Source organism: Acinetobacter sp. ANC 3832 (assembly GCF_002135415.1).
GTDB lineage: Bacteria > Pseudomonadota > Gammaproteobacteria > Pseudomonadales > Moraxellaceae > Acinetobacter.
This window is the reverse complement of sequence record NZ_NEGJ01000001.1, coordinates 297,830-323,961: the sequence shown is the minus strand read 5'-3', so window position 1 is coordinate 323,961 and position 26,132 is coordinate 297,830. Positions and strand designations below refer to the sequence as shown.

Annotated in this window: 22 protein-coding genes; 15 read left to right on the top strand and 7 right to left on the bottom strand. The window is 36.1% G+C overall.

Annotated elements, in window-relative coordinates; translation table 11 throughout:
• The first annotated feature begins 123 nt into the window (after window positions 1-123).
• A complete protein-coding gene (locus tag B9T35_RS01560) occupies window positions 124-324 on the top strand; it encodes a dodecin family protein (RefSeq protein ID WP_086189373.1) in 201 nt (66 codons plus the stop codon).
• Between the two features lie 104 nt (window positions 325-428).
• Here B9T35_RS01560 and B9T35_RS01555 read toward each other — a convergent pair whose 3' ends face one another.
• Window positions 429-1,130, bottom strand: a complete 702-nt coding sequence (locus B9T35_RS01555; RefSeq protein ID WP_086189372.1) for a DsbA family oxidoreductase — start codon at window positions 1,128-1,130, stop codon at window positions 429-431.
• A 196-nt stretch (window positions 1,131-1,326) separates the two neighbouring features.
• Here B9T35_RS01555 and B9T35_RS01550 point away from each other — a divergent pair, with 196 nt between their 5' ends.
• Window positions 1,327-2,085, top strand: a complete 759-nt coding sequence (locus tag B9T35_RS01550; protein WP_086189371.1) for a hypothetical protein — start codon at window positions 1,327-1,329, stop codon at window positions 2,083-2,085.
• A 92-nt stretch (window positions 2,086-2,177) separates the two neighbouring features.
• Here B9T35_RS01550 and B9T35_RS01545 read toward each other — a convergent pair whose 3' ends face one another.
• Window positions 2,178-2,762, bottom strand: a complete 585-nt coding sequence (locus B9T35_RS01545; RefSeq protein ID WP_086189370.1) for an ester cyclase — start codon at window positions 2,760-2,762, stop codon at window positions 2,178-2,180.
• Between the two features lie 255 nt (window positions 2,763-3,017).
• Between B9T35_RS01545 and B9T35_RS01540 the strand changes: the two genes are divergently transcribed.
• The 3 genes from B9T35_RS01540 to B9T35_RS01530 all read left to right on the top strand — a co-directional run bounded on the left by B9T35_RS01540 (window position 3,018) and on the right by B9T35_RS01530 (window position 7,117).
• Window positions 3,018-3,299, top strand: a complete 282-nt coding sequence (locus B9T35_RS01540; protein ID WP_086189369.1) for a DKNYY domain-containing protein — start codon at window positions 3,018-3,020, stop codon at window positions 3,297-3,299.
• Between the two features lie 110 nt (window positions 3,300-3,409).
• The gene (locus B9T35_RS01535; protein ID WP_086189368.1) at window positions 3,410-3,898 is read left to right on the top strand and encodes a hypothetical protein; all 489 of its coding nucleotides are present in this window, start codon (window positions 3,410-3,412) and stop codon (window positions 3,896-3,898) included.
• A 216-nt stretch (window positions 3,899-4,114) separates the two neighbouring features.
• Window positions 4,115-7,117, top strand: coding sequence for an ATP-binding protein (locus B9T35_RS01530; RefSeq protein ID WP_086189367.1), 3,003 nt, complete (start codon window positions 4,115-4,117; stop codon window positions 7,115-7,117).
• A 47-nt stretch (window positions 7,118-7,164) separates the two neighbouring features.
• Here B9T35_RS01530 and fadA read toward each other — a convergent pair whose 3' ends face one another.
• The gene (gene fadA / locus B9T35_RS01525) at window positions 7,165-8,337 is read right to left on the bottom strand and encodes an acetyl-CoA C-acyltransferase FadA (protein WP_086189366.1); all 1,173 of its coding nucleotides are present in this window, start codon (window positions 8,335-8,337) and stop codon (window positions 7,165-7,167) included.
• Between the two features lie 12 nt (window positions 8,338-8,349).
• Window positions 8,350-10,503, bottom strand: coding sequence for a fatty acid oxidation complex subunit alpha FadB (fadB, locus tag B9T35_RS01520; RefSeq protein WP_086189365.1), 2,154 nt, complete (start codon window positions 10,501-10,503; stop codon window positions 8,350-8,352).
• A 515-nt stretch (window positions 10,504-11,018) separates the two neighbouring features.
• Here fadB and B9T35_RS18755 point away from each other — a divergent pair.
• The 6 genes from B9T35_RS18755 to B9T35_RS01495 all read left to right on the top strand — a co-directional run bounded on the left by B9T35_RS18755 (window position 11,019) and on the right by B9T35_RS01495 (window position 17,403).
• Complete coding sequence (locus tag B9T35_RS18755) at window positions 11,019-11,153, top strand: hypothetical protein (protein WP_265733433.1); 135 nt, start codon at window positions 11,019-11,021, stop codon at window positions 11,151-11,153.
• 209 nt (window positions 11,154-11,362) lie between these two features.
• A complete protein-coding gene (locus B9T35_RS01515; RefSeq protein WP_086189364.1) occupies window positions 11,363-12,340 on the top strand; it encodes a hypothetical protein in 978 nt (325 codons plus the stop codon).
• A 173-nt stretch (window positions 12,341-12,513) separates the two neighbouring features.
• Complete coding sequence (uvrC, locus tag B9T35_RS01510; RefSeq protein ID WP_086189530.1) at window positions 12,514-14,313, top strand: excinuclease ABC subunit UvrC; 1,800 nt, start codon at window positions 12,514-12,516, stop codon at window positions 14,311-14,313.
• A 188-nt stretch (window positions 14,314-14,501) separates the two neighbouring features.
• Window positions 14,502-15,296 (top strand): thioesterase family protein, encoded by a 795-nt coding sequence (locus B9T35_RS01505; protein ID WP_086189363.1) that lies wholly within the window; start codon window positions 14,502-14,504, stop codon window positions 15,294-15,296.
• A 107-nt stretch (window positions 15,297-15,403) separates the two neighbouring features.
• Window positions 15,404-15,991 carry a CDP-diacylglycerol--glycerol-3-phosphate 3-phosphatidyltransferase gene (pgsA, locus tag B9T35_RS01500; protein WP_086189362.1) on the top strand — a complete coding sequence of 196 codons (588 nt, stop codon included), beginning with the start codon at window positions 15,404-15,406 and terminating at the stop codon, window positions 15,989-15,991.
• Window positions 15,992-16,239: 248 nt separating this feature from the next.
• Window positions 16,240-17,403, top strand: coding sequence for a hypothetical protein (locus tag B9T35_RS01495; protein WP_086189361.1), 1,164 nt, complete (start codon window positions 16,240-16,242; stop codon window positions 17,401-17,403).
• Between the two features lie 182 nt (window positions 17,404-17,585).
• On the opposite strand, the gene B9T35_RS01490 is transcribed toward B9T35_RS01495, so the two are convergent.
• A complete protein-coding gene (locus B9T35_RS01490) occupies window positions 17,586-19,388 on the bottom strand; it encodes an ABC transporter ATP-binding protein (RefSeq protein WP_086189360.1) in 1,803 nt (600 codons plus the stop codon).
• Window positions 19,389-19,535: 147 nt separating this feature from the next.
• Between B9T35_RS01490 and B9T35_RS01485 the strand changes: the two genes are divergently transcribed.
• Window positions 19,536-20,162: an alpha-ketoglutarate-dependent dioxygenase AlkB family protein gene (locus tag B9T35_RS01485; protein WP_086189359.1), complete on the top strand. Its 627-nt coding sequence runs from the start codon at window positions 19,536-19,538 to the stop codon at window positions 20,160-20,162.
• Between the two features lie 27 nt (window positions 20,163-20,189).
• Here B9T35_RS01485 and B9T35_RS01480 read toward each other — a convergent pair whose 3' ends face one another.
• Together B9T35_RS01480 and B9T35_RS01475 are read right to left on the bottom strand one after the other, a co-directional pair.
• A complete protein-coding gene (locus B9T35_RS01480) occupies window positions 20,190-20,891 on the bottom strand; it encodes an NAD(P)H-dependent oxidoreductase (RefSeq protein WP_086189358.1) in 702 nt (233 codons plus the stop codon).
• Between the two features lie 354 nt (window positions 20,892-21,245).
• The gene (locus B9T35_RS01475; protein ID WP_086189357.1) at window positions 21,246-22,046 is read right to left on the bottom strand and encodes an IclR family transcriptional regulator; all 801 of its coding nucleotides are present in this window, start codon (window positions 22,044-22,046) and stop codon (window positions 21,246-21,248) included.
• 578 nt (window positions 22,047-22,624) lie between these two features.
• Between B9T35_RS01475 and B9T35_RS01470 the strand changes: the two genes are divergently transcribed.
• The 3 genes from B9T35_RS01470 to B9T35_RS01460 are packed head-to-tail and all read left to right on the top strand — an operon-like array spanning window position 22,625 to window position 25,989.
• A complete protein-coding gene (locus tag B9T35_RS01470) occupies window positions 22,625-24,709 on the top strand; it encodes an FUSC family protein (RefSeq protein ID WP_086189356.1) in 2,085 nt (694 codons plus the stop codon).
• Between the two features lie 2 nt (window positions 24,710-24,711).
• Window positions 24,712-24,918, top strand: a complete 207-nt coding sequence (locus B9T35_RS01465) for a DUF1656 domain-containing protein (protein ID WP_086189355.1) — start codon at window positions 24,712-24,714, stop codon at window positions 24,916-24,918.
• 60 nt (window positions 24,919-24,978) lie between these two features.
• Window positions 24,979-25,989 (top strand): HlyD family secretion protein, encoded by a 1,011-nt coding sequence (locus tag B9T35_RS01460; RefSeq protein ID WP_086189354.1) that lies wholly within the window; start codon window positions 24,979-24,981, stop codon window positions 25,987-25,989.
• Window positions 25,990-26,132: the final 143 nt, after the last annotated feature.

Sequence of the window (26,132 nt, the reverse complement as noted above, 5' to 3'; positions counted from 1 at the left end):
TTTGCTCAAAGGGCTTTGTAATGATCATGTAATATTACATTGTTTATTTTTTAATCTACTGCAAAAGCCTTTTCATTTGTTCTAAGATGAATTTCCATTCAATATAAAAAGCGAGAATCAAGGATGTCGATTGCAAAAATTGTAGAAGTAAATTCAAGCAGTGCTAAAAGTTTTGAAGATGCGATTCAAACTGGAATTGCCAAAGTCACCGAAACAGTTAAAAATGTGCAAGGTGCTTGGATCAATGAACAAAAAGTGATTGTGAAAGATAATAATATTACTGAGTATCGGGTGAATTTAAAAATCAGTTTTCTGGTTGAATAATGTTTTGTTTTTATAGACATGATTAGATATTTCTTAGAATAAAAACCCGCAATTATGCGGGTTCTTATTGAATCAAATTTTAAGTGTTTAAAATAACCGACTCATTATTTATTCGGTACTTCACATGATTCATCATTACAAACGGCAGCATCTTCTTGGTCTACGTCTAATTTTTCAGCAGTAGAAAGTGCTTGTTGCATTGCTTGTAAAAATACTTCACGTGGTTGCGCGCCTGAAAGAGAAAGTCGCTGATCAAATACAAAGAACGGTACACCTGTAACTTGTAATTGTTCATGGGCAATTTTTTCATCATGACGAACAAAATCTGCAAACTCTTCCGAGTCTAAGACATATTCAACTTCGGTATGGTCTAAACCAATACGTGAAGCGACATCTTCAACTGTTTCACGTTCACCAATTGGCATACCTTCAGTCATATAGGCATGGAAAAACGCTTCTTCTGCTTCATTCCCCAAACCTTTGCTTTGTGCAAGATGAATAATACGATGTGCATTAAACGTATTTCCAGAATTGGCTTGTTCCCAATTAAAGGTAATACCTTCGCTGGCTGCAACTTCAGCAATATTGCGTTCCATTTCTTTAGTTTGCTCAAGGGTACGACCATACTTTTTCGCTAAACGTTCAGTATTGGAAGTATCATGTTTTGCAGGCGCATTTTGATCTAACTCAAAACTATGCCAAATAATTTCTAAATCGATCCCAGCTTCTGCTGCTACATTTTCTAAGCGTTTTTTACCGATATAGCAAAAAGGGCAAACTACGTCTGACCAAATATCTACGCGCATGGGAGTTCTCTATTCATTGTCTTAACCTCTAATGATAGGGGCGTAAGGTGTGATTTTAAAGTACCGACATGTAAATATAAGCTGGTGACCGCTTTACCGATCATCTATAAGTCTAGATCTATCTTTTCTCAGATTGGAAATGATTTATACTGAAGTTTGATTAAATAATGAACTCAGTCAGAGTGTTGAGGTGTGTATGCGTCGCATCTTTTTAGTTTTAGGGATCGTCATTGTTGTTCTTGCAAGTATTGCAGGTGTTCTTTTTTATCAGCATCAATCTGTAAAAAATGAAGAAGCCAATCGGCAAATGTTTGATGTGGTGATGACAGACAAAATGAGCCAACTTTATGAACAGGCTCAAGATTGGTCCAAGCCTGTCCAATTGAATGTACATGATGACCGCTTAAAAGGGGATTATAAGGTTTTATCCGAGTTCTTACTGAACTATTGGATGGGTAATATCGAAACGAGAAATCGTTATTTACGTGAATTAAAAGCGGTGAAATGGGATCAGTTTTTGGATGTGGATCGTTTAGATGCAGATCGTAAGAATAGCTATAAAGAAACTGAACATATGCTGAAAGTTGCACATCAAGTAACCGCACAATATCAGCAACAAAATTTGCAAAATAAAAAAGAAGCGTTGGCGAAATTAAAATCATTGTCAATTGATTCAAGTCTGCGTCATTCATTACAGGCAAAACTAGAACAAAATTTAAAAGTGGATAAAGAAAATTCTTTAATCTTACTGGAGCTACAAATTTTGAATAAAGCCGATGCGATGTTTGAAATGTTAAAAAATTATCCGTGGCAAAAGAAGGATGGCAAAATTCTCTTTCCTAAAGATGAACAAGTAAAACAATTTAATGATTTATATCAGGATATTTTAAAACTTAATGCAGAGATTGAATTGAAGAAAGAGCAAAATGCAGAGATGTTGGAAGATGAAATATAAATAGCGTTTTCTCTACTGAATAAAATCTGCAAAGGATTAATTTTTGAAAAGGCTTTATATATAAAGCCTTTTCATTTTGCCTATCTGAATGTCTATTGAGTGACACCCAATTGTTTCATGAATGCAGCGTTGTCCCAGAATAGATATTCTTCATCCATTTGCCCTTGCTTGTTCCAATGTCCAATAGTTGCCATGGGTAAGTTATAGGTTTTTCCTGTGGGTTGGATCTTTGTCCCATCCGCTAAAACCATCGGTTTGATAAATGTTCCCTTCGTTGCACCGATAACGGCTGTCCATTCTGCATCTGCTGTACCAAAACGCACAGGATGCTCTTCGATGCGATTGTCAGGGGCAAATGTCCACATATATTCCAATTCTTTAATATGGTCAGGCAAGCCTGTGGTGGTATGACCATCTGGGTAATGTACAACAATATTTTTAGCATGGCTTTTATGTAGGTTTGCCCAATCCCGATTGCTATAAACTTTGAAATCTAACTCGTCAAAAGTTGCTAAGTTTTTTGCAAGTTCTTTGGGGATTTTGACTTGCGGTGTATTTTCTCCTGCTTTTGTCCCAATCCAAGGACTTTGCTCTGCTGCAAAAGAAGGGCTTGAAATTGTGATTGCACTTAAAAGAAGACTTACAGGGAGGGCGAAGCGTATTTGTTGTTTTTTCATCATTAAATTCCTTGGGTAATGTAAAAGTATTGTTCTGTAATGCATTGATTATTATTTGCTCTTACACAGCATCATTAAATAGCTTAATGAGAACAGAGCGTTCTTTAAATAAAGCTTTTTCATCATCAGCATAGCAGGGCTTGAATTTTGGAAATTTATAAGGATTGTTTTGTTTTAGTAAGAAGTTGTTTTAATCATTCTTATAAAAATAAGTTAAAGTTTATTCATCCATAAAATTAAAAATATGGCAGCAGTTTGAGTATTTTTGAAGATGCTGATGCGCAGATTTTTGAAATAATTGGAGATTGTTATGCCAAAGATAAATACAATATTTATGAGGAACGTTCAGGCAAATTTGAAGGTGTAGATGACGTCAGTTTTAAAACCAAGTTTGATCTTGGTTGTATTGGAAGAGATAAGAAGGGCAATTGGTTTTGGGGAAATCGGGAAGATTTAAACGATCCCATTCATGATAATGAATTAAAAAATGGGCAAAGGCATTGGCTGAATGAAGGTCTTAGAAAACCGTTTATCTAAGGTCTAGTGAATCTATAGAGCATTTGTTATAGTCTATTTCATGTAGCATTCAATTTTACCAAATCATTTTATTGTCTTTATATGATGGTTAATTTTGCGGGTTTAAGCGTATGAACTTTATAAAATTCCCGATGTTTATTGCTGTAATTGCTTATCTTGGGATGCCAATAGCCCAAGCTGAAGATGCAGTTAAATTGCCGACTTTAACGGTTTTGGCAGAATCTGAATTACGTGATGAAGTGGGTTTTGTACCATATCAGGAAGATAAACCTGTACGCCAAGCTTTACAGCGTTTTATGCTTAAAAATGAGCGTGACATACAAAATTTTGTTGTGGATGATAGTTTTACTGAGATTAACCTGCAACCGAAACTCACTGAGCCTGATATGAGTCAGCTTTCTCCTGCTTTACAGCAGTATGTATTAGCCGTAGCTTCAGGTTTACAATCATCTGACCCAACCACGGGTTTATTTACATTGCTGAAGCAGTTTGGTATTGACCGTAGTAATGTAGATGGCATTCGTGGTGGAACAGTGAAATTGAATATCGATCCGAATTTATTGCAACAATTAAAAGATAATAAATGGCAGATGAGATAAGTGTAAGGCTTATAAATGATATAAAACTTTTATTTTAAGTAAGCCAATCAGTTTAGAGTTGATTGGCTTTTTTATACTTATTAGATAAGATTTTAAAAGTAGTGTAATAAAGATTCGATCTAGCCTTTTATTTAGATGATAGAAAACCGTTAGGTAGTGATTAAAATTAAATATTTGTTAACATATCGATAACTTTAAAATAATTGATAATTACCTATGAGCACGAATTTAATCGCCCATTTGAAGAAAAAATGTGAAGAAGATGGCAACGTAGCAATTTTATTTGCACAATGGGAGTTTGATCAAAAACTTGTAGGTAAGGCATTAGAAAATATTGGTGGTTTTTATCCACATTTTAGTAATCATAATGCTTCACATTCACAGCAAATTTTAGTCAATATTGAACGGATTCTTGGAAACGATATAGATTTATTAAGTGCTATAGATACTTGGCTGATTCTTGAAGCAGCGTATTGGCATGATGTTGGAATGTTAGTCGATGCTAAAAATGCTAAAGAAGTACATTCTAATCCTGACTTTAATTTCATGATTCAAACAATCGCAAATGAAAAAGGACATGATCTTCAAAAATTTTGCCAAGCCTATGTTGAACAAAATTGGTTATCAGCAATAGGGACTGTAGATCATCCTTTTGATGGTATTGAACAATATCGTCAATTAGTAGCTGAGTGGTTTAGACGTGGACATGACAAACGTGTTGGTAAAATCGTCGAAGATCCATTTAAGGATTTAGGAATAACTTCACCTAGAACTGAACTTTTACCCAATCGCATTTATCGCTATTTAGGGCAAATTTGTGTTTCTCATGGTATGAGTTTTGATACTTTGATGGAAACCCTTCCTTATAAACAAACAGGTTTGGGAACAGAAGATTGTCATCCTCGTTTTATAGGATGCTTACTCCGCTTAGGTGATCTATTTGATTTAGATGACAATCGTTTTTGTCCTGTAATGGCAAAGCATGTCAGCAATATGCCTTCAGTCAGTAAGCATCATCATGATAAGCATTTATCTTTGCGTGAATTTCAACTTGATGAGCGAACTGTAAAGCTTGTCGCTGAGTGTCCTGATGAAATGTCTTATGTTGAAACTCAAAATTGGTTTGGATGGATGCGTGAAGAATTTCAAAATCAAATGTCACAATGGAACTTAATTGTACCTAATTTAAAATTTGGTTCACTACCAACTATTGAACAATTAGATGTGAAAATGCAAGGAAATAAGGTTCTATTAAGTAATAGACCGATGAAATTTTCCATTGATGAAAGTACTGCTTTGGAAATCTTAGAAGGAAGTGGGTTATATAAAAATGATACAAACATTTTTAGGGAGTTAATTCAAAATGCAATTGATGCGACGTTAATACAAGTATGGTGTGATTTTGAAAAGGGAAAAATAAAGTTACCTAAAGAATCACATCCTTTTGATAAAAAAATACAAAGCATATTAAGGGATTATGCAATTAAATTGTCTTTTGAAAGAATAGAAATAATTGATGGAAGTGATGATGCTTGGTGGGAGTTTAAGCTTGAAGATAGAGGGACTGGTATTAGTTTACATGATTTAAATTATATGCAAAAAGTAGCAGGCTCAAGTCGAAACATAGAGCGTCAAAAAATAATTAACAGAATGCCAAAATGGATGAGACCATCGGGACAGTTTGGAATAGGATTGCATAGTGCTTTTTTGCTTTTAAAAGATATAGAGGAAGATGATCAAAAAATTACGATTATTAGTACGAATTCATCGGATTATAAAACATATAAAATTGAGCTAAATTCCCCTCTAAATGCGAAAAGAGGTTATTGTTTTATCGAAGAACAAAAAGATGTAAAAAAAGATATAGGTACAACTATAATTTTAAAACTCAAGAAGAAAAGAAGAGCGAGAAGTTATTCCTTTAATTCATCAAAATTATATCAGTTTTTGTATGCTGATCATGATCCACTAAAAGAAGAAATGTTTGATATCTTTAACATAGCTACTCAAATAGAGAGTATCAAAAATGATGTGTTGGAAAAAATATGTTTTCCTTATGAATTTAATGAAAATTGGCAAACGAAGTTGAATGTTATTTTTCCTCCAAATGAGGAAAGTTTTAGAAATGCTATATGGGTTGAGAAGTACAGCCTCTATTTTGTAATTAGTGGATCGAATAGATCAAATTTAAATGAATTTTATGGTAGTTTAAATGGAGGCTTCAAAGGGCAAGATGTTGGTTCTATTAGATATTATCAGCAGGTATTTAGTATATATCTGATGTTTTTTGGTTTTGATGCCAAAAATACGCTACAAACAAATCGAAATGAGTGGAGCAAGGGTTTTGAAAATAAATTTATTGATGATAAATTCTTGCATGAGTTATGTAGACATATCTTAGAAAAATATAAAATTCCATTAAGTAATATTTTAAAAGATGATAGTTTAGTTGAGCTATTTGAGTTTTATTATAATAATGATAAAAGCAAAATCTTATGGAAAAATATGAAAATTTTTGGTACAGAAAGTTTGATAAATTATAAATATAAAAATAATAAATGTAATATTTATGATAAAAGCTTTACCGAACTAACAAAATTAAAAAAATTTAATTTTTATTGCGTAGATCAGTTCTTGAATCCTGATTTTGATATGTCAAAGTTATCAAAAAATGACTTGGTCTATCCTAATTCATTTAATGGTTGGTTTAAGCAAATTTTTGATCAAGAATGGATTGATAAAGGTGGGTTTGTATTTAATGAAAAAGTAAAAGGGGCTGAGATTATTAGATACACAAAAGAAGCATATGAGGGTGCTGATGAAAATAAAATGAGAATAATCAATCAAATAAAAAATGCTATTCAAAGTGATAGAAAAAGAATCAATTTTAATGATGAATGGTTGGATGAAAAATTTTTCAAAGAATATGAACCATTATTTACTAAATCTATTTTAGTAGAAAGGTTAGTTGGACTAAAACATTTAAATGTTAGGCATCTAATATTGCCATTCTATATTTTTTCCAAAGATCTCGAAAAAAAGCCAAATCTTAGAATAGACTATTTAGATAATAATGACTTAGTGAACTTTACTTGGAAGGCTAGGACAGAGGAATATGAAGATAAAACTTTAGAATCTTATCAAAAACTATATCAAGGATTAGAGGAAAAAATAATAGAACTTGTTGAAGCTGTTTATCCTGATTGGATTCAAAAATAAAAAAAACCCCGCAATAAGCGGGGTTTCTTTATCTTAGTGTTTAAAAATTAAACACGTTCGATAATCGTTGCAATACCTTGACCAAGACCGATACACATGGTCGCAAGACCAATTTGCGTATCTTGTTGCTCCATTACGTTAAGTAATGTGGTCGTGATACGTGCACCAGAGCAACCCAATGGGTGACCCAATGCAATCGCGCCACCATTTAAGTTAATGATGTCTTGTTTGTCATAAATGCCTAAGCCTTTCATTACAGACAAGCCTTGAGCTGCAAATGCTTCATTCAATTCAATTGTTTGAATATCAGCCATGCTCAAGCCAGCACGTTTAAGCGCTTTCTGAGTTGCAGGTACAGGACCATAACCCATAATCGCAGCATCACAACCTGCAACCGCCATAGAGCGAATCACAGCACGTGGCTTAAGACCTAAAGCTTGAGCACGTTCAGCAGACATCAATAACATTGCAGAAGCACCATCAGACAAAGCAGATGACGTTGCAGCAGTGACCGTACCACCTTTAGGGTCAAACACAGGGCGTAACGAACGGAATGCTTCAATGTTTGCATCAGGACGAATCACTTCATCAACGTCACATAAGATTTTGAAGCCATTTTGATCATGACCTTCAACACCTACGATTTCATTTTTGAAACGACCTTCTTGCGTCGCAGCCCAAGCACGTTGATGTGATTTCACACCAAACTCATCTTGCTCTTCACGAGTAATACCATTCATGCGACCTAACATTTCAGCAGTTAAGCCCATCATATTCGATGCTTTCGCATAATGCTTAGACGCTTCAGGGTTTAAGTCGATGCCGTGCATCATGCCGACGTGACCCATATGCTCAACACCACCGATAATGAAAACATCACCTTGGTTCGTTGCAATTTGAGCCGCAGCAGTATGAATAGACTGCATAGAAGAACCACAAAGACGGTTTACAGTTTGACCTGCAACAGTTTTTGGTAAATCAGCCAATAACGCAATGTTACGACCAATGTTCATGCCTTGTTCTAAAGTTTGGTTAACACAACCCCAGATTAAGTCTTCAACTTCGTTGGTATCAAACTGGTTACGAGCAACCAAAGCACGAACCAATTCAGCAGATAAGCTGTCAGCACGTACATTGCGGAACATACCGTTTTTGGTTTTACCCATTGCAGAACGTACGCCATCAACGATGACAACGTCACGCGGATTTAAAGTAGCCATTCACGTTGCTCCTTAACCGTAGAATTTTTTGTTGTTAGTAGCCATATCACGCAACATTTGTGGCGCTTCATAAGCCTTGCCTAAATGTGCATACTTGTCGCAAAGAGCAACATACTCAGCTACACCTGTTTGATCGATGTAACGACATGGACCACCACGGAATGGAGGGAAACCAACACCCATAATCATCGCCATATCTGCTTCAGAAGCAGTCGCAACGATGTTGTCTTCTAAGCAACGAACAGTTTCGTTACAGAAAGTCAGCATCATACGATCAATGATTTCTTGAGCATCAAATTCGTGTTTTTCAGTTGTCGCCATAGAAGCAACAAGCTCATACGCTGTTGGATCAACATTTTTTGCTTTTTTGCCTTTACGATCAAGCTCATATTTATAGAAACCAACGTCATTTTTTTGACCAAGACGTTTGTTTTCATACATGATTTCAATCGCGCCTTTGTAGCTAGGCTTCATGCGGTCTGGGAAACCTTCAGCCATCACTTCAGCACCATGAACACCTGTATCAATACCGACAACGTCAATAAGATAAGCAGGACCCATCGGCCAGCCGAATTTTTCCATCACTTTGTCGACTTGTTGGAAGTCAGCACCATCTTTCAGAAGAAGGTCAAATGCACCAAAGTAAGGGAACAATACACGGTTCACAAGGAAGCCCGGGCAGTCATTTACAACGATTGGTGTTTTACCCATTTTCTGAGCAAGTACAACAGTCGTTGCAATTGCTTCTTCAGATGTTTTCTCACCACGGATCACTTCAACCAAAGGCATCATGTGAACTGGGTTAAAGAAGTGCATACCCACAAAGTTTTCAGGACGCGCTAAAGCTTTTGCAAGACGAGTAATTGAAATTGTAGAAGTATTCGAAGCAATAATCGTGTTGTCACGAACTCTGCTTTCCGTATCTTTCAATACTGCTTCTTTAATTTTTGGATTTTCAGTCACAGCTTCAATGACGATATCGACTTCTTTGAATTCGTCATAGCTTAAAGTTGGACGGATGCGAGCAAGGGTTTCACCCATTTTCGCAGGGGTCATACGCTTACGTTCAACCTGTTTGGTTAACAAGCCATTCGCTTCAGACATACCCAATGCAAGTTGTGGATTACCAATATCTTTCATGATAATTGGTGTGCCTTTGCTTGCTGCTTGGTAAGCAATACCGCCACCCATAATACCCGCACCCAATACAGCAGCTTGGTTAACAGGGTGAGCACCTTTTTCATGTTTTTTAGATGCCTTTTTCACAATTTGGTCATTGATGAATAAGCCAATCAATGCACCTGCTTGTGGTGTTACTGCAGCTTTAGCAAATGCTTCAGCTTCAATTTTTAATGCTTCATCACGCTTCTGGCTAACACCTGCTTGAAGTGAATCAAGAAGAAGTTTTGGCGCAGGGTATTGAGCAGGATTTGCTTTCGCAAGAACCACACCTTTAGATGAGTTAAACGCCATCATTTGTTCAAGCATGTCTAATTTAACAGGCTCTAATTTTTCTTGACGTTTTGCTTTCCAATCTAAACGACCAGAAAGTGCTTGTTTAACCAAATCAACAGCAGCATCTTGTAGTTTATCAGCAGCAACAACTGCATCTACAGCACCATCTTTCAGTGCATCAGCAGGGCGTTTGCTTGCAGAAGTTGCAATCCACTCAACAGCATTATCAATACCAATAACACGGCTTAAACGAACTGTACCACCGAAGCCTGGGATGATCCCAAGTTTAACTTCTGGTAAACCCACTTGAGCAGCTTCAGACATGACACGGTAGTCACATACAAGGCACATCTCAAAACCACCGCCCAATGCAATACCATTGATCGCAGCGACTTTAGGAATATCTAAATCTTCAAAACTGTTAAAAATCTCATGAACAGGCATTGCCCAGTCCACAATTGCTTTTTCACCTTGAGCGAAGTTTTCACCAAACTCAGTGATGTCAGCACCTACAATAAAAGTAGATTTAGCAGACGTTACGATTAAACCTTTGATTGAACTATCAGCTTTAACGGCTGCAATAGCGGCTTTAAAGTCTTCAATCGTTGTACGGTTGAATTTGTTAACCGACTCACCTTGTAAGTCAAAGCGGAATTCTGCGATTCCGTCCGAAAGCATTTGGACGGTAATGGCATTGCCAGCGTGGATCATGCCCTGATCTCCTTTTTTTGGAGGACTTCTAAGTTGATGTTTTGAAGTATGTATGCATTTCCCGCACACAATTTCTACTTCACTAATCTTACGATAACTATATCTAAAAAGAACATAACAAGTTGTATCAAGCCGTGACGCAAGGGTCATGAATTTTTTTGTAGCAATACCTTGTGCTTTATGGCTTTGCTATAGAACTTAACATAAAAAGTAGGATGAAGTTTTTGTTTAAATTCATATTTTTATTCTACAGTTTTTATTTTTTAAGCATTTTAGGAAATGGAATTTGGCTTTAGCAATTGTTGTTGTTTGGTCAAAATGGTCAATAGATAGCATAAATGTTAAAAATACATTGTTATATCTATGAGTCAAAACAGGCTGAAATATAGGTATTCGGCTTTTAGGTTCTATACAAAATAAGGATTTATATTCTAAATAAAGTCGGTGGTCATCATCATACAAGATCATAAGCGTGAATCTGATACGAATCAGTTCAATGAGTTGGAGTAGGTAAAATGGATTTTTCATTAATGTTTATGCGTACTGAAAATAATGATATTGCTGATGCTGATCATGAAGGCATCCAACAGTTTCTAAATAAAAAAGGTTTACATATCCAAGAACAATCACATAGCGGTGGTTTGGATTAATAGTGCTGAAGAATTATCTATGGCACTTTTACATGGTTTTAATCAAGGGTTGAGTAAAGCTCGGAATAACTCTAACTATTTAAAATAATTGGGTTTAACTTATAGTATTTAAAAATTTTAGAAGTTAGTAAAACTTTATATGTTAGTACTTGAATATTAAATCATTATTCTTTAATAATAGTGAAATATAATCAAAAAGAAATTACAGAATGAAAAATGCGATTATTTTCTCAATGTGTGCGCTAGTTTTATCTGCGTGTGGTAGCGGTTCGGATGAGCCATCGGTTTATCATCCGCCAACGCCAACGCCAACGCCAACGCCAACGCCAACGCCAACGCCAACGCCAATATATAGTACTGATACTTTTAGTGGTGAATATGATTTAACATCATTATTTGTTTTTTCAGCAGTTTATTTTAATTATAAAACATATCATTTTGATTCAAATAATAATTTTTTTGTAGAATATAGTGATAGACCTATTTTTAAAACAGAAATATTGCAACATTACATTACAGAGGAAGGTATTTCGACAATTATGCCACCTCAATTAGAACATTTTCAGTACTTAGTAGGAGAAAAAGCCAACTTTGATGGAGAAAACCTGCAATATACAGTAAGTAATTATGTTACATCAAGACCTTTAGCTTTGTCCTGGAAATATAAGAAAATAGATGTTTCAGGTAAGGCCATTGAAAGTGATCAAAATAATCCAATGCATGCAATAAAGAAAAGTCCAAATGCTGAAATTATGGCAGCAATCTTAGGTATAGGTTATCCTGAATCGAATAAGCTATTTCCTCAAGGATCGATTTGTTGGCAAAAGCAATCCGCCCAAACCAATCAAGAGTATATTGAATTTTATCCAGAAAAGATTATCCGCCATGTGGGTGAGGATTCAGAAATAGATAAATCAGGTCAATGGAGTAAAGTAAGTTGGGTACAATATAAAAAAGATAATAATGAGCCAGAGAGAGCAAATCTAAAACTCAGTATTAATGATAAAATTTATTGGGGATTTTATCATCCGCTAAATGAAATATTTACAATTGAACCAAATCAATTGACCTGTGATTATATGAATGAAACCGCTTTTAAGGCTGCTATGTTCAGACCAGATGCAATAACTGAATTAAGAAGACTAGAGGTTTGGGATAAATGGCCTGAGTTTTATTTAAAAGATTAACTTATAAATAAAATATTCCGATTGAAATTCTTTCAATCGGAATATTAATGAAGGCGGATAACTCATCAAACGAGTGGCAGAGGATAATATTTAAAATTGAATCAATAGTAGACTTGAAAAACAACGAAGCAAGCGACATCATCTATTTATATTCTAAATTTAAAAAGTCGACTGTGAACGAAAACGCACGTGAAAATATTGAAAAGATTTTAACCAATATGACCCAACTTCCCGGCGTGTATAAAATGCTTGGGAAAGACGGTGAACTTTTATATGTCGGGAAAGCCAAAAATCTAAAAAATCGTGTATCAAGCTACTTTGTTAAAACCATTGAACATCCTAAAACGCAGGCTTTAGTGGCTCGTATTTATGATATTGAAACACTAATCGTTCGTTCTGAAACAGAAGCCTTATTACTCGAACAAAACCTGATTAAATTACATCGTCCTCAGTACAATATTATGCTGCGGGATGATAAATCTTATGTATATATATTTGTTTCCGCAGATAAACCATATCCACGAATTGCTTCGGGGCGAGGTAAAGGTAAACATCAAGTCGGTAAGTTCTTTGGACCCTACCCAAGTGCCTATAATGCAAGAGATACCTTACTTGTTCTGCAAAAACTATTTAATGTGCGCCAGTGTGAAAATAGTTTTTTTTCACAGCGTAAACGTCCGTGTTTACAGTATCAGATTAAGCGTTGCACTGCGCCATGTGTTGGTCTGATTTCACCTGAAGAATATAACGAAGATGTAGAAAATTCGATTCGATTCTTAAAGGGGGATACCAAAGAATTGAATCAGGAATTGATCCAAAAAATGGAACAAGCTGCCGAACAATTAGAGTTTGAAAAAGCAGTGTTCTATCGGGATCGTATGGCTTTATTACGTGATGTACAGTCACAACAGGCGATTTATAAACTCAAAGGCGAAGCCGATATTCTTGCCATTGCTTATCAAGCAGGGGTGACGTGCGTGCAGATTATGCATGTGCGTAACGGAAAAATGCTCGGTGGGAAAAGCTATTTTCCAGATATGTTAGGCGATGATTTAGGACAAATGCTCTCTGACTTTATGGCAAATTTTTACTTTCAAGTTGCCGATGAAATTCCAACAGAGTTGATTATTAATGTCGATATTCCAGATCGTAAAGAGATGGAGGAGGCACTTCATCAACATTTTGGAAAGAAAATTCAGATTAAGCCGAATGTCCGTGAAACTCGTGCGGAATGGCTCGAACTTGCGCAGATGAATGTGCAACATGCGATTAAGGGGAAATTGGCCAATCATTTAGAGTTGAATGAACGCTTTCATCAACTGGAACAAGTGGTTGATCGTCCGATTGACAGTATTGAGTGCTTTGATATTTCACATACTATGGGTGAAGCTACCATTGCATCTTGTGTGGTGTTTGATGCAGGTGGTGCACGCAAGCGTGATTATCGTCAATTCTCTATTGAAGATATTACGGGTGGCGATGATTACGCTGCCATGCGCCAAGCGTTAATTCGTCGTTATAAAAAAGCCCCGTTGCCTGATTTACTGCTGATTGATGGTGGTAAAGGGCAATTGCATATGGCGATGGATGTGATGCAAGAACTTGGGCTAGATGCCTTTATGATTGGTGTCTCAAAAGGTGAAGGGCGTAAGCCAGGACTGGAAACCTTGCACTTTACCGATGGCACAAAAATTCAGTTGCCTGAAGACAATAAAGCTTTGCATTTGATTCAACAGGTGCGTGATGAAGCACATCGCTTTGCGATTACCAAGCATCGTGCCAAACGTGATAAACGCCGAGGTGGCTCGGTATTGGAAGCCATTCCGGGCTTAGGACCCAAGCGTCGCCGTGATTTATTAACCCATTTTGGTGGGATTCAGGGTGTGCTGAAAGCTTCTGAGAATGATTTAAAATTAGTGCCGGGCTTAGGTGATGTGATGGCTCGAACGATTTATAAAATTTTGCATGAGTAATCGAAAAATCTCTTATATTTTTTAAAGAAAAAGTATACTTATTCGCTTGTGATGATAAACGTGTCGTATAAATATTAATCATCACGAAGACTTGCCAAAATGTTCATTGACGCAACAGTCACTGATCATTCACAACAACATGTTAAATATGAAAGAGTAATGGACAAAGCATTAGGTTGAGGAAAACCATGTCATTAGCACAATTATTTAAAAGCATTGAACAAAATGAATGGGTTGATATTCCGCAAGGATGGCTACAAGGGCGCACAATTTACGGTGGTTTAGCTGCTGGCATGATGATGCATAAGGCATTACTGACGATTAACGATCCATCAAAACAACTTTTAAATACCAGTGTGACTTTTGTAGGCCCTGTACAGGAAAGCAAAGTTAAATTAACTGCTGAGATTTTGCGACAGGGTAAATCAGTTACAACCATTGAAGTACGGATTTGGCAGGATAATGCTGTACAAAGTATTTTATTGGCAAGTTTTGGCACCTTACGTGAATCAACGATTCAGGTCAGTAATGAAACAGCAGCACCAGACTATCCGCCTGTAGAACAATTAAATGTTCTGCCTAAAAATGCGATTGCACCACAATGTTTCCAGCAGTTTGAATTGGCATGGGCTGAAGGGAATTATCCATGTACAGCCAGTAAAAAACCTGATTTTGGTGGATGGTTTCGTTTTGATCCAAATTTGCATGAGAACCGTGAGATGTCTACAGCAGATTTTATGACGCTGTTTGATGTGTGGCCACCAGGTGTATTGCCGATGTTTAAGACTTTTTTACCTGCAAGTTCATTGACTTGGCAAGTCACGTTTATTGGTTCAACACAATATCAATTACATGATTGGTTTAAATATAAAGTGGTGACAGATCATGCTGAAAATGGCTATTCCACTGAATATGCACATATTTGGGACAGCAATAACCGATTGATCGCAATCTATAGACAGACGGTTACTGTATTTGCCTAGTCGACAGTTTCATGTGAATCGTATAAAGTATTGTTCAAAATAGAGTATATCTCTGCATATTTTTGTCTGTATTAGCAGATAAATGAGGGGACAAATTGGCGGTGTCTATGACTACAGGTCGAATCCTGAATATTCCAAATATCCTGACGCTGGCTCGTATTGCGTTAATTCCTGTTTTTCTGATCATCGCATATTGGCCTCCTGCAATTGGTGTGGGTGGGCATGAAGGTAGTATGACCCGTCATATTATTTTGACTGCAGTTTTCGTGGTTGCTGCAATTACAGATTGGTTTGATGGTTATTTAGCAAGAACATTGAATCAGACTTCTGCTTTTGGACGGTTTTTAGATCCTGTTGCAGATAAGTTGATGGTCGCTGCGGCACTGATTGTATTGGTACAATGGCAACCAAATATTGCCATGGCTTTTGCTGCAATTGTGATTATTTCACGTGAAATTACAGTCTCTGCTTTACGTGAATGGATGGCTGAACTGGGTGCGAGAACCAATGTCGCTGTTTCAACCGTAGGTAAATATAAAACTGCTTTTCAGATGATAGCAGTGACTGTATTCCTGTTGAATTGGAAGCCACTTGAAATGTTGGCGTATGGCTTACTTTATACTGCTGTGATCTTGACTTTATGGTCAATGATTATCTATTTAAAAGCAGCATGGCCATATTTAAAACAGCCTTAATACATATAGATATTGAATAGCCTTTCTTCGATGAAGGGCTTTTTATTGGGTGTAAATCAGAGATTTTGTATTTTTATGACAAATAAAGATTCAGGATAATCGGAAATTAAAAAATAGAAAAACTCAGTTCATATTGGAATGCACTTTTGACATTGCTTTGATGTTATATTGCACAAAATAAATTAAAAAAAGATGTCTTGAAGATACTGTTTTCATCGCATCGAAATAAAAAAATAGGAAAAGCCTGCATGTCATCGTTATTGTATTTATCCAATCAAAAATTAAATTTATTACAAGACAATAAATCCATCACCGTTCCTTGTCAGGCGATTGATCAATATAAAAAGAATTTAGTTGAAATTCAGCAACGCAAAGAATGGAAGTCGAAAGGCACAGGTGCTCAGTTTATGGGGATGCGTGCAGAACAGGAAGATACCGATCTAAATTTTATTTTCCCTGCCGATGCCGTGATCACATCTGACCATAAATTGATTTATACCGCATATTTGCAGGAAGGTACTTCTATTAATTTGAAATCATTGGATAACTTGCAGGAAACAGAAGGTCTGATTCTACGTAAGAATGATTTTATTGTGCATGATATGGCTTATGACGAAACAAAACGTAGATTGGCTTTATCTGTGAATGGACAGTCTGGTTATGAACGACATATTTGTATTTTACCGTTGGATGCCAATCGAACGCAGTATTTAACCGAAGGTGATTGTGTCGATAGTCATCCAATGTTTGATCCTCGGGACAGTGACCAACTGTATTATGATACCTGTGGATTGGCATATGGTGATCATGGCGTGGCATATGGCCCTAAAGAAATCTGTCATTTAAATATGCAAACAGGCGATTTAGAAACAATCATTTCGAATGTAAAGTTTGATTTCTTTAAACCGAAGATGGACAGCTTGGGTAATCTTTACTTCCTGAAACGACCTTATACCGCATCAGGACATAGTAGTTCACCCATTACATCCCTCAAAGATATTCTGATTGCGCCTTTTAAAATTATTCGAGCCATTGTCGGTTGGCTAGATTTCTTTACTCAGCGTTATACAGGTGAATCTTTAAAAACGACATCAGGTAATAATCCTGCAAAAAAACAGCAAAAATCTGAAGAAGAGCTTTTTGTGGAAGGTAATTTAATTAAGGCTCAGCAGAATTTAGAGCGTAATCAAAAAGCAGGTGAAAAATATCCGGGAATGATTCCCAATACTTGGGAGTTGGTCAAGCGTTCACCTTCAGGTGATTTAAGCATTTTGAAAAAAGGTGTCATGAGCTTTGCTTTAAAAGATGATTCTATTTTCTATTCAAATGGTAAGTATTTGGTTGAGCTTTTACCAGATCAAACTGAAAAGCTATTGATAGAAGATAAGCTGATTTCTAAGATTATTTGTTGATTGGATTTGTCATAAAGATGCTGGAATCTTGTCGAGTATCAAGATTCCAGTTTAGATTTGAATATTTTTCAGATTATGGATTGCTGAGCAATATCAGTTCATAAGATCTCTTACATAAGTTAGTTTTTAATTAATATTTGTTCATTTCTCGACTTACGCAACAGGTCTATAGATTGTGTTGTCTAACTATGCGTTTCTTCCTCTGCATCATCTTCAAATGTCTTGGCAATTTTTTCAATGTTTAAACTCTTTGCCATTGCATCAAAAATCTCTTTATACGTTCCATCTTGATGATATAAAGCATCATGTTCGCCGTGTTCGACTATTTTTCCTTCTTTCATCACATAGGTATAATCCGCATCAATAATTTGCGACAAACTATGCGAAATCATAATTACGGTTCGCCCTTGTTTAATCTCATCTAAACTTTGCTTAATTTGTTCAGAGGCAATTGCATCTAAACTGGCTGTCGGTTCATCTAAAAAAATAATCGGGGGGTTTTTCAGGAACATCCGCGCAATTGCAATACGCTGTTGTTGCCCCCCTGAAAGCATCAGTGCATCCGCTTCATAGGCATGAGGAAGTTTTAAAATCTGATCATGAATAGACGCTTTTTTTGCTGCATGCATGACATCTTCAAGTGAAGCATCGGTTTTACCATAACGGATATTTTCAAAAATTGAACCTTGGAAAATATGATTTTTTTGTAGAACTAAACCAATGTGCTCACGTAAATATTGGGTATCTATATCTTCAATATTGACCCCATCCAATAGAATTTGACCTGAATCAGGCAAGTAAAATTTATCCAATAAACTGATCAGGGTGGATTTCCCTGCACCCGATAAACCGACCAAAGCTGTGATTTTATTCGGTTGAATAGTCATATTGATGCGTTGTAAAGCTTGATAACCATTGGGATAAGAAAAATCGACATTTTGTAGTTCAAATTTGCCATGAATTTCAGGCTTTAACGAGCCACTTGATTCAATTTCATTGTCAGCCTCTAAAATAGTAAAAAAGCTTTCGGAATAAATCATGGCATCATTAATTTCATCATAGATGCGATGTAATGAGCGAATCGGTGCAGAAACATTATTAAATAGAAGTACATGGTACATAATCATACCAATACTCATCTGTCCATCTAAGACAAAATAAGCCGTGAGAATGATGATCAGCACGACACCAATTTGTTCAATAAAGGTCTTTAATCCATCAAATATAAAGCTGATTTGACGGGTATGCATTTGGTTATCAGTCAGTTCTCTTTGCAGTTTGAGCTGTTTTTCAGCTTCTATCGATTCACGGTTAAAAGACTTAATCACGGTAATTGAATTGATAATGCCTAAAATTCCCTGACTTTTCTTTTCACGACCATCACGTAAATTCCGACGCCATCCTCCGAGTTTCTGTGCTTGTTGGTAGGTCAGCCAAAAGTAAATCGGAACAATAATGGTCGCAACTAAACCGACATAAAAATTGGCATAGTACATTAAGCCAAGTGCCACAATTGCACTGGTAAATAACGGCAAAATATCAATAAAAAAGATTTGAACTAAGCGTGTAAGTGAGCCGATGCCGCGATCGATACGGGTTTGTAATTTACCTGCTTGGTTATTATCTTCATTGAAGAATGCTAAACGATAAGTCAGAAATTTTTCGATGATGCCTTGTGCAAGATCTTGAGATACAAAAATCCGCAAACGTTCCCCATAAAATTTTTGCCCAAATTGTACAAAGGCATTAATAATTTCTTTACCCAATAAAATTGCAGTAATGGTAATGAGAATATGCCAACCTTGCGCTAAACCTTGCCCAGCTTCGACTAACTTGTTAATACTATCAACCGCATATTTTAACGTGAGTGCATTGACCTGTGCTGTTAAAGCGCCAATTAAGGTTAAAAGCAATGTGGCGATGACAAGCCAACGATAAGGACGCACAAAGGGTTTAAGTTTTTGGAAGAGTTGCAATAAATTCATATACTGTTGTTTATTATTGTGAAGCTTATTTTCAGTTTATGCCTGAAAGATCAATGTCACAAGCATATACAATGTTTTGAATTGTGAATGATCAAAATCGATTAAAATTGATGCATCAATACCTATTACAATCTGACTTGATTAACAATGAATTTAGAATTATTTGAACCTGAAGCGAATGAAAATATACTGCCGTATGATGGAGTAGTAGAAGATTTTGGATCAATTTTAGATGCTGAACAAAGTCAGAAATATTTGAACTATTTTCTACAACATTTGTCATGGCAACAGGATGAAGTGATTTTACATGGTCAGTACTACAAAACTGAACGTAAAGTGGTGTGGTATGGCGATGAAAATTATCAATATCATTATTCAGGGATGGCAAAACAAGCACATGTTTGGAATCCTGCATTGTTCAGATTAAAACAACATATTGAACAATTAACAGGACAGCAATTTAATTCTTGTTTGGCAAATCTATATGAAAATGGTACCCAAGCAGTCGGTTGGCATAGCGATGATGAGCCGTCTTTAATTTCTAAAACTGGAAAGGAAACAGTGATTGCTTCTTTAAGTTTAGGTGCAACGCGTAAGTTCAGCTTTAAACATAAATTCAAAGCTGAAAAAGTGGATTTACTTTTACAGGCGGGTCAACTTATTGTGATGCGTGGTGCGACACAAGGGTATTGGAAACATGCTTTAGCAAAATCGACACGAGTGATTGAACCCCGTGTGAATTTAACCTTTCGTTATTTTTATCCAGATGATTAATCAACATGAAATCATATATATCATGTTCTAATTCAGTGGATAGAGCTTGTCATCAAATTGTTCTAGTTTCGGAAAATCTAAAGGCTGTAAGGATTCTAAATTTTCTAAATACTCTTGGTAATCTGCAATCATTTTCTGACGTGCTTCTTGTGAAATATAAGGAACATGGTAAGCAATAAAAGGGGGGAAAACTTCAAAGCCTGCGTAAGCCAATGTACCGCGCTGAATCGGCGCGAGAATGGATTGCATAGAACCATGAATAGCATTCTCACCAAACATATGCTCACGACCACCTAAGGTAAAACATAACATGGCTTTTTTACCTGCCATGCCACCGTGGTTATAAAAACGCTTTCCGCCGTAAAAAATGCCTGAAACAAAAACACGATCAATCCAACCTTTTAACAAGGCAGGCATTGACATCCAATACATTGGGAAATTGAGAATCAGTAAATCTGCATTCTGAATTTTTTCAACTTCGGTCTGAATATCTGAGGCTAACAGTTGATTTTTACTGGCATGACGTTGTTCGAGTGCATAGCTTAAATAATCAGGATTGCCCAGTTCCGTAAAGTCATTTCTTGAAGCCACTGGATTGAAATTCATTGCATACAAGTCTGAAACCTCAACGAGATGCCCCAAATTCTGTAGCGTTTCGATAGCTGTATCTTTGAGGGTCGTTGTAAAAGATTGTGGTTCTGGGTGCACATGTACAATAAGAATTTTCATCAATTTATCCTGAGTGTTTTTTAATCTAAGCTATTTTTCAATTGTTGTGGTTTTATCTTGCATGAGAATATCTCATATTATTCAGAGAATGAGATTGTCATCCAATGACAAAATGGAGATGAGTTTTGTCTGAAAAGGAAATATGAGAAAATAGAAGCGCTTGAGATTTTGATCGACAATAAAAAAGCCCATAGTCATAACATGAGCTTTTCTATCTCTGAGGAAAGTTTGTTTTCGTAAAAACAAACTTTAACATGCATGAAACGGCATGATTTAAATACTGAAGAACAAAATCATATTATGAGAATTTATTTAATATTACAAGTGATAAAAATATAAATTTTTCTTAAATTATCAATGGTCTTCATTGTGACGATATTCGGTTAATTGATGGTTTTCAGATAATGCTAAAAAGCGTTTTTCAATTTGTTCAGCATGTTCTTTTAAAATCTCAATCAATTTATCTGTATTAATAAATTCAAAACGGTTTTTAGATGCGAGAACAGTTAAGGCTAGAGGTGCTTCTTTACTTGAGAATTTTACAGGTACAGATAAACCTGAAATATTAGGATCAAGCTCACCGCGAGATAAATAGTAGCCTTGCTTCTTAATTTTTTTCATTTTCGCAATAAAAGCGTCTTCACTCTCAGCAAATCCGACTTCATCGAGCTCGTGAGAAAACTGTTGATAATACTCATGAATTTTTTGTTTGGATAAATGCGCCATAATCACTTTTGGCGAAGAACCCATAAACACAGGGCGAGGGCAACCACGACCATAAGAAAGCAAGCTAATTTCATTGAACACTTCATGGTGAATATCAATGCAATAATCTTTATTAAGATGGGTCAGCAAACAACATAATTCTGTTTTTTCAGAAATTTCCTGCATAAAGGGAATGCTGATTTGAACCAATGGATCTGTGGTACGAGAAATATAATCCATGACCGCAATTTTTGGTCCTAGGGTATAATCCCCAGAAGTTCCGCTTAAACGTTGTAAAATATCAGCAGAAACCAGTTCTTTTAAATAGCGATAACTGGTCGGTTTAGACAGTCCAAGTTCTTCGCAAATCACATCTACATTAATAACAGGCCGTGACACCGAAAATAAATCGAGAACTGTAAGAATTTTCCCAAAACTTGAAAGTGCCATTTCGAACCTGCTAAATCAGTGGATGCAAAAAAATAAAAAACATCAATGTTACTTTATAACAAAAACACGCCGAATTGCCGAGCAATTTATTTCACTGAATCAGCATTTAAGATTTTTTATAACTTTATCTTAGAATGATCAATATACAAGAAATTGATGAATAAATAACACTTAATTTTGTTTAAATTATCAATATAAGATATTTTATGTTGACTAATTGGTGTTTTTTTGCAAAAATTAAAATATAAATATCTAATGATGAAAGTTTAATTGTGCAATTGTGCTTTAAAATTCATCAAATTTATTGTTCGGTTGAACAAATCTTCTCAAATAAATTAAAAGCACTGATTCAGTATTGAAGAGAGGTCTTTCATCATCATGAATGAAAAAGCTCTGAATTCATCGTTATTGAACAAAGTGAAAGTAGATTTGAAAGATGTTGTATCCGCATATTTTAACAGTATGAAAATCGTGAAACACTCTGTGTCTAAGTAGATGTCTTTTTTCTAGCGCTGATCAAAAAGATCGGCATGCCATGAAGAGAGCTCTATTTTTCTGTATTCAATTGGATCTTGTCCATGTTTTTATTCAAACAGGTTGTGGCATTTCGTCCCAATAAAGTTGACCTTCTTTTTGCGACTAAAACATTTATCGCAGGGATGTTTGCGCTTTATATTGCCTTTGCTTTGAATTTGGCTTATCCGATGTGGGCTTTGGGTACAGTGTTTGTTATCGCAAACCCTTATGCAGGGATGACTTCATCCAAAAGCTTATATCGTGTTTTAGGCACGATGGTCGGTGCAATATTTGCGGTTGCAGTAACGTCTTTTTTGATTAATACCCCGTATTTATTTACTTTGGTTTTAGCGACTTGGGTCAGTATTTGTCTGTATGTTTCCTTGTTAGATCGGACACCGCGTAGCTATTTATTTATGCTTGCAGGTTATACCGCTGTGATCATTTGTTTTAACTCAATTGCTTATATTGATACCGTTTCTATTTTTGATATGGCCATTGGGCGTTTCTTAGAAATCACCTTGGGTGTGGTTTGTAGTGCTGTAGTGTCGAGTACACTTTTTCCACTGCATTTAGGACCAGTATTACAAACACGTGTTGCTAAAACGATGCTTGATACAAATGCATTATTTGACAGTATTTTATTGGATGAAAAGCACCAAGATAATTACACCGCGCTATTGGCAAATATTACTCGTGATACCTCCGACATTCATGCACTGGCGGTACATTTAAGTTATGAAAAATCAAAATTTAAAGGTATGACCAAATCATTACAAGAATTATTGCATCAAGTCACTATGTTGGTTGCTAATTTGGTTGCCATGTCAGAGCGCTTGAAACAACTCGATCAAATTGATGCTACTTATCGTCATAATTTAAGAAAATTACATGATCATGTAGCTGAGTTTTTAAATGATGAACATCCGATTCATGAAGATGAGTTAAGACATCTACCTGCAACCTTTGATGCAGATTTCGAACTCATTTTTAAAGATGCGCGCCCTGAGCAGTCAGTCATTTTAGGTAGTGTAAAAATGGATGTTCGTCATTTCATCCAAAATGTACGTGCAGTAAAATTGATTTGGCAACGCATTCAACAGGGTGATAATACTCTACCAGAGGTGATTACACCTTTAACAACAAAGTATCCAAGTTTACATCGTGATTATGGTGTAGCACTACGAGGCGGAATTTCAGCATTTATTACGATCTTGGTTGCAACCGCATTTTGGATTTTAAGTGGTTGGAAAACAGGATTTATGATGGCGCAACTTGCCGCCATTTGTGCATGTATTTTGACAGCAATGGATAATCCAGTACCTGCTTTAAAAATTTTTATACGCGGTACAATTTATTCAGCCTTTTTTGTTTTTATCTATGCTTATGGCATCTTTCCGCATGTAACGACTTTCTGGCAATTGGTTGTGGTATTAGCTCCCCTTATAATTTACCTCCTAACCATGTTTACACATCAACCGTTGGTGGGTTTGGGTTTACCGTTGGTTATGAGTACAGTCATGGGACTAAATTTACATAATCAATATTCGCTCGATCAAATCATGTTTTTTGATGGTTCTATTGGTTCAATCTTGGGGCCGATTATTGCGGTCTGTGTGATTCACTTCGTCCGAGCAATGTCACCCGATATGAGTGCACAAAGAATTTTAGCAGCACATTATAAAGATATGGAACAAGCAATATATATGAGCTACGGGACTGAATTTCGCATCCATTTACGTGGCATGTTAGATCGAATAGGTGTGCTGAATACCAAACAAGTGCAATCTAAAGCTTTAGGCTTAGAAATGAATAAAGCTTTAATTGAATCCAGTACAGTTGTTGATTTAACACGCTTACAAGAATTACGGAATAAACTGGCACCTGAATCTGACGTTGTGAAAGCTATTGCACAATTGCAACAATTATTAGCTGAATGGTTTCAAGCAAAAGAAAAAAATAAAACAACGACAGCGCAATTACACAATTTAATTTTGCAATTGGATCATGTTGACCAAGCAGCACTACAAATTGGTGATGAAGATATACGTCATCGTTTAGAAATCTCTGTAAATAATATTCGCAACAGTATTTGTCATGATGGCATAGATACACCCGATGATATGACGTTGTTGGTGGGAGCATAAATATGGGTGAACTTAATCTTTATGGTGTCTATGTTCCCATTTTTTTAATACAAGCCATTTTGGCATATATCTTACTGAATATTGTGAGTTTGGGGACAGATCGGCTGATTGCCAAAGGTTGGATTGCATTGCCTGGCGCTTTTAACTTATGTCTTTACGTTATTTTGTTAGGGCTGATTCATTGGCTGAGTATTGTGTATTTTGGGTAGTTCACTTGACGTTAAGTTGAAGTGTTTATTTGATGGTTTGATGATTGAATAGGTTAAAAAATGAAAACTTTTGATGCACGGAAAGTTATTCGACCCGTGGCTTTGTTAGTGGTTGCAGTAATCGCTTTGTTTTGTGTGGTGCATATTTGGAACTACTACAATGCAGAGCCATGGACACGTGATGGTCGTGTCCGTGGTGACGTGATTCAAGTCTCTTCAGATATTTCAGGCTTAGTGACTGAAGTTTTAGTGCAAGACAACCAATCTGTCAAAAAAGGGCAGGTACTTTTTAAAATTGATTTGGCACGTCAAGCATTAGATGTAGAGCAAGCGAAATCCGATTTAGCCAAAGCAAAATCTGGGCTTGCAGAAGCTGAAGCAGGTTTAGCCCAAGCCAAAGCCAATGTGGTGAAGTCTCAAGCCAATATTAAACTTGCTGATAAAAATGCCAATCGTTATGCAGACTTAATGGATGGTGCAATTTCTAAGCAAGAGCAAGATCAAATGTTTGCAACACGTGATCAATCGCATGCAGAACATGTACAACTTGAAGCAGCAATAGAACAAGCACAAGCCAATATTAAGCAACAGAAAGCATTGATTGAAGCGGCAAATAGCCAAGTGCATTTGGCAATGCTGAATATGAATCGTGCAGAAGTGATTGCCCCTGCAGATGGTACATTATCTAATTTTGATATGCGTGTGGGTAATTATGTCAAAGTTGGACAAGCTGTTGCTGCGTTATTAGACCGTAAACAACTTTATGTGGTCGGTTATTTTGAAGAAACCAAACTCAATAAAATTCATGTAGGAGATCCTGCATCTATTCAATTGATGGGCGATTCTGAAAAAATAAAAGGTCATGTACAAGGCGTCGCATCAGGAATTGAAGACCGTGAACGTACTTCATCTTCAGGTTTGCTGGCGAATGTTAATCCAACATTTAGTTGGGTGCGTTTAGCACAACGTGTGCCTGTTAAAATTGTTTTGGATGAAATGCCACATAATGAATTGGCTTTTGTTGCGGGTCGTACTGTGACCGTGCATATTTTGGAATCTGATAAAAAGTAAATTTATTCTCTTCATCAAACAAAAAAGCTCATTGAAAAATGAGCTTTTTTAATGGCACGTTGTATAAAGTTTTTATTGATTCGTAAAGGAAAAAATAAAGAAATTATGAACATTGATGCAAGATAAGGGGTATATCTTTGATT

Coding starts and splice junctions, on each gene's coding strand:
- B9T35_RS01560 (WP_086189373.1), top strand. CDS start 124: ATGTCGATTGCAAAAATTGTAGAAGTAAATTCAAGCAGTGCTAAAAGT.
- B9T35_RS01555 (WP_086189372.1), bottom strand. CDS start 1,130: ATGCGCGTAGATATTTGGTCAGACGTAGTTTGCCCTTTTTGCTATATC.
- B9T35_RS01550 (WP_086189371.1), top strand. CDS start 1,327: ATGCGTCGCATCTTTTTAGTTTTAGGGATCGTCATTGTTGTTCTTGCA.
- B9T35_RS01545 (WP_086189370.1), bottom strand. CDS start 2,762: ATGAAAAAACAACAAATACGCTTCGCCCTCCCTGTAAGTCTTCTTTTA.
- B9T35_RS01535 (WP_086189368.1), top strand. CDS start 3,410: ATGAACTTTATAAAATTCCCGATGTTTATTGCTGTAATTGCTTATCTT.
- B9T35_RS01530 (WP_086189367.1), top strand. CDS start 4,115: ATGAGCACGAATTTAATCGCCCATTTGAAGAAAAAATGTGAAGAAGAT.
- fadA (WP_086189366.1), bottom strand. CDS start 8,337: ATGGCTACTTTAAATCCGCGTGACGTTGTCATCGTTGATGGCGTACGT.
- fadB (WP_086189365.1), bottom strand. CDS start 10,503: ATGATCCACGCTGGCAATGCCATTACCGTCCAAATGCTTTCGGACGGA.
- B9T35_RS18755 (WP_265733433.1), top strand. CDS start 11,019: ATGGATTTTTCATTAATGTTTATGCGTACTGAAAATAATGATATTGCT.
- B9T35_RS01515 (WP_086189364.1), top strand. CDS start 11,363: ATGAAAAATGCGATTATTTTCTCAATGTGTGCGCTAGTTTTATCTGCG.
- B9T35_RS01505 (WP_086189363.1), top strand. CDS start 14,502: ATGTCATTAGCACAATTATTTAAAAGCATTGAACAAAATGAATGGGTT.
- pgsA (WP_086189362.1), top strand. CDS start 15,404: ATGACTACAGGTCGAATCCTGAATATTCCAAATATCCTGACGCTGGCT.
- B9T35_RS01495 (WP_086189361.1), top strand. CDS start 16,240: ATGTCATCGTTATTGTATTTATCCAATCAAAAATTAAATTTATTACAA.
- B9T35_RS01490 (WP_086189360.1), bottom strand. CDS start 19,388: ATGAATTTATTGCAACTCTTCCAAAAACTTAAACCCTTTGTGCGTCCT.
- B9T35_RS01485 (WP_086189359.1), top strand. CDS start 19,536: ATGAATTTAGAATTATTTGAACCTGAAGCGAATGAAAATATACTGCCG.
- B9T35_RS01480 (WP_086189358.1), bottom strand. CDS start 20,891: ATGAAAATTCTTATTGTACATGTGCACCCAGAACCACAATCTTTTACA.
- B9T35_RS01475 (WP_086189357.1), bottom strand. CDS start 22,046: ATGGCACTTTCAAGTTTTGGGAAAATTCTTACAGTTCTCGATTTATTT.
- B9T35_RS01470 (WP_086189356.1), top strand. CDS start 22,625: ATGTTTTTATTCAAACAGGTTGTGGCATTTCGTCCCAATAAAGTTGAC.
- B9T35_RS01465 (WP_086189355.1), top strand. CDS start 24,712: ATGGGTGAACTTAATCTTTATGGTGTCTATGTTCCCATTTTTTTAATA.
- B9T35_RS01460 (WP_086189354.1), top strand. CDS start 24,979: ATGAAAACTTTTGATGCACGGAAAGTTATTCGACCCGTGGCTTTGTTA.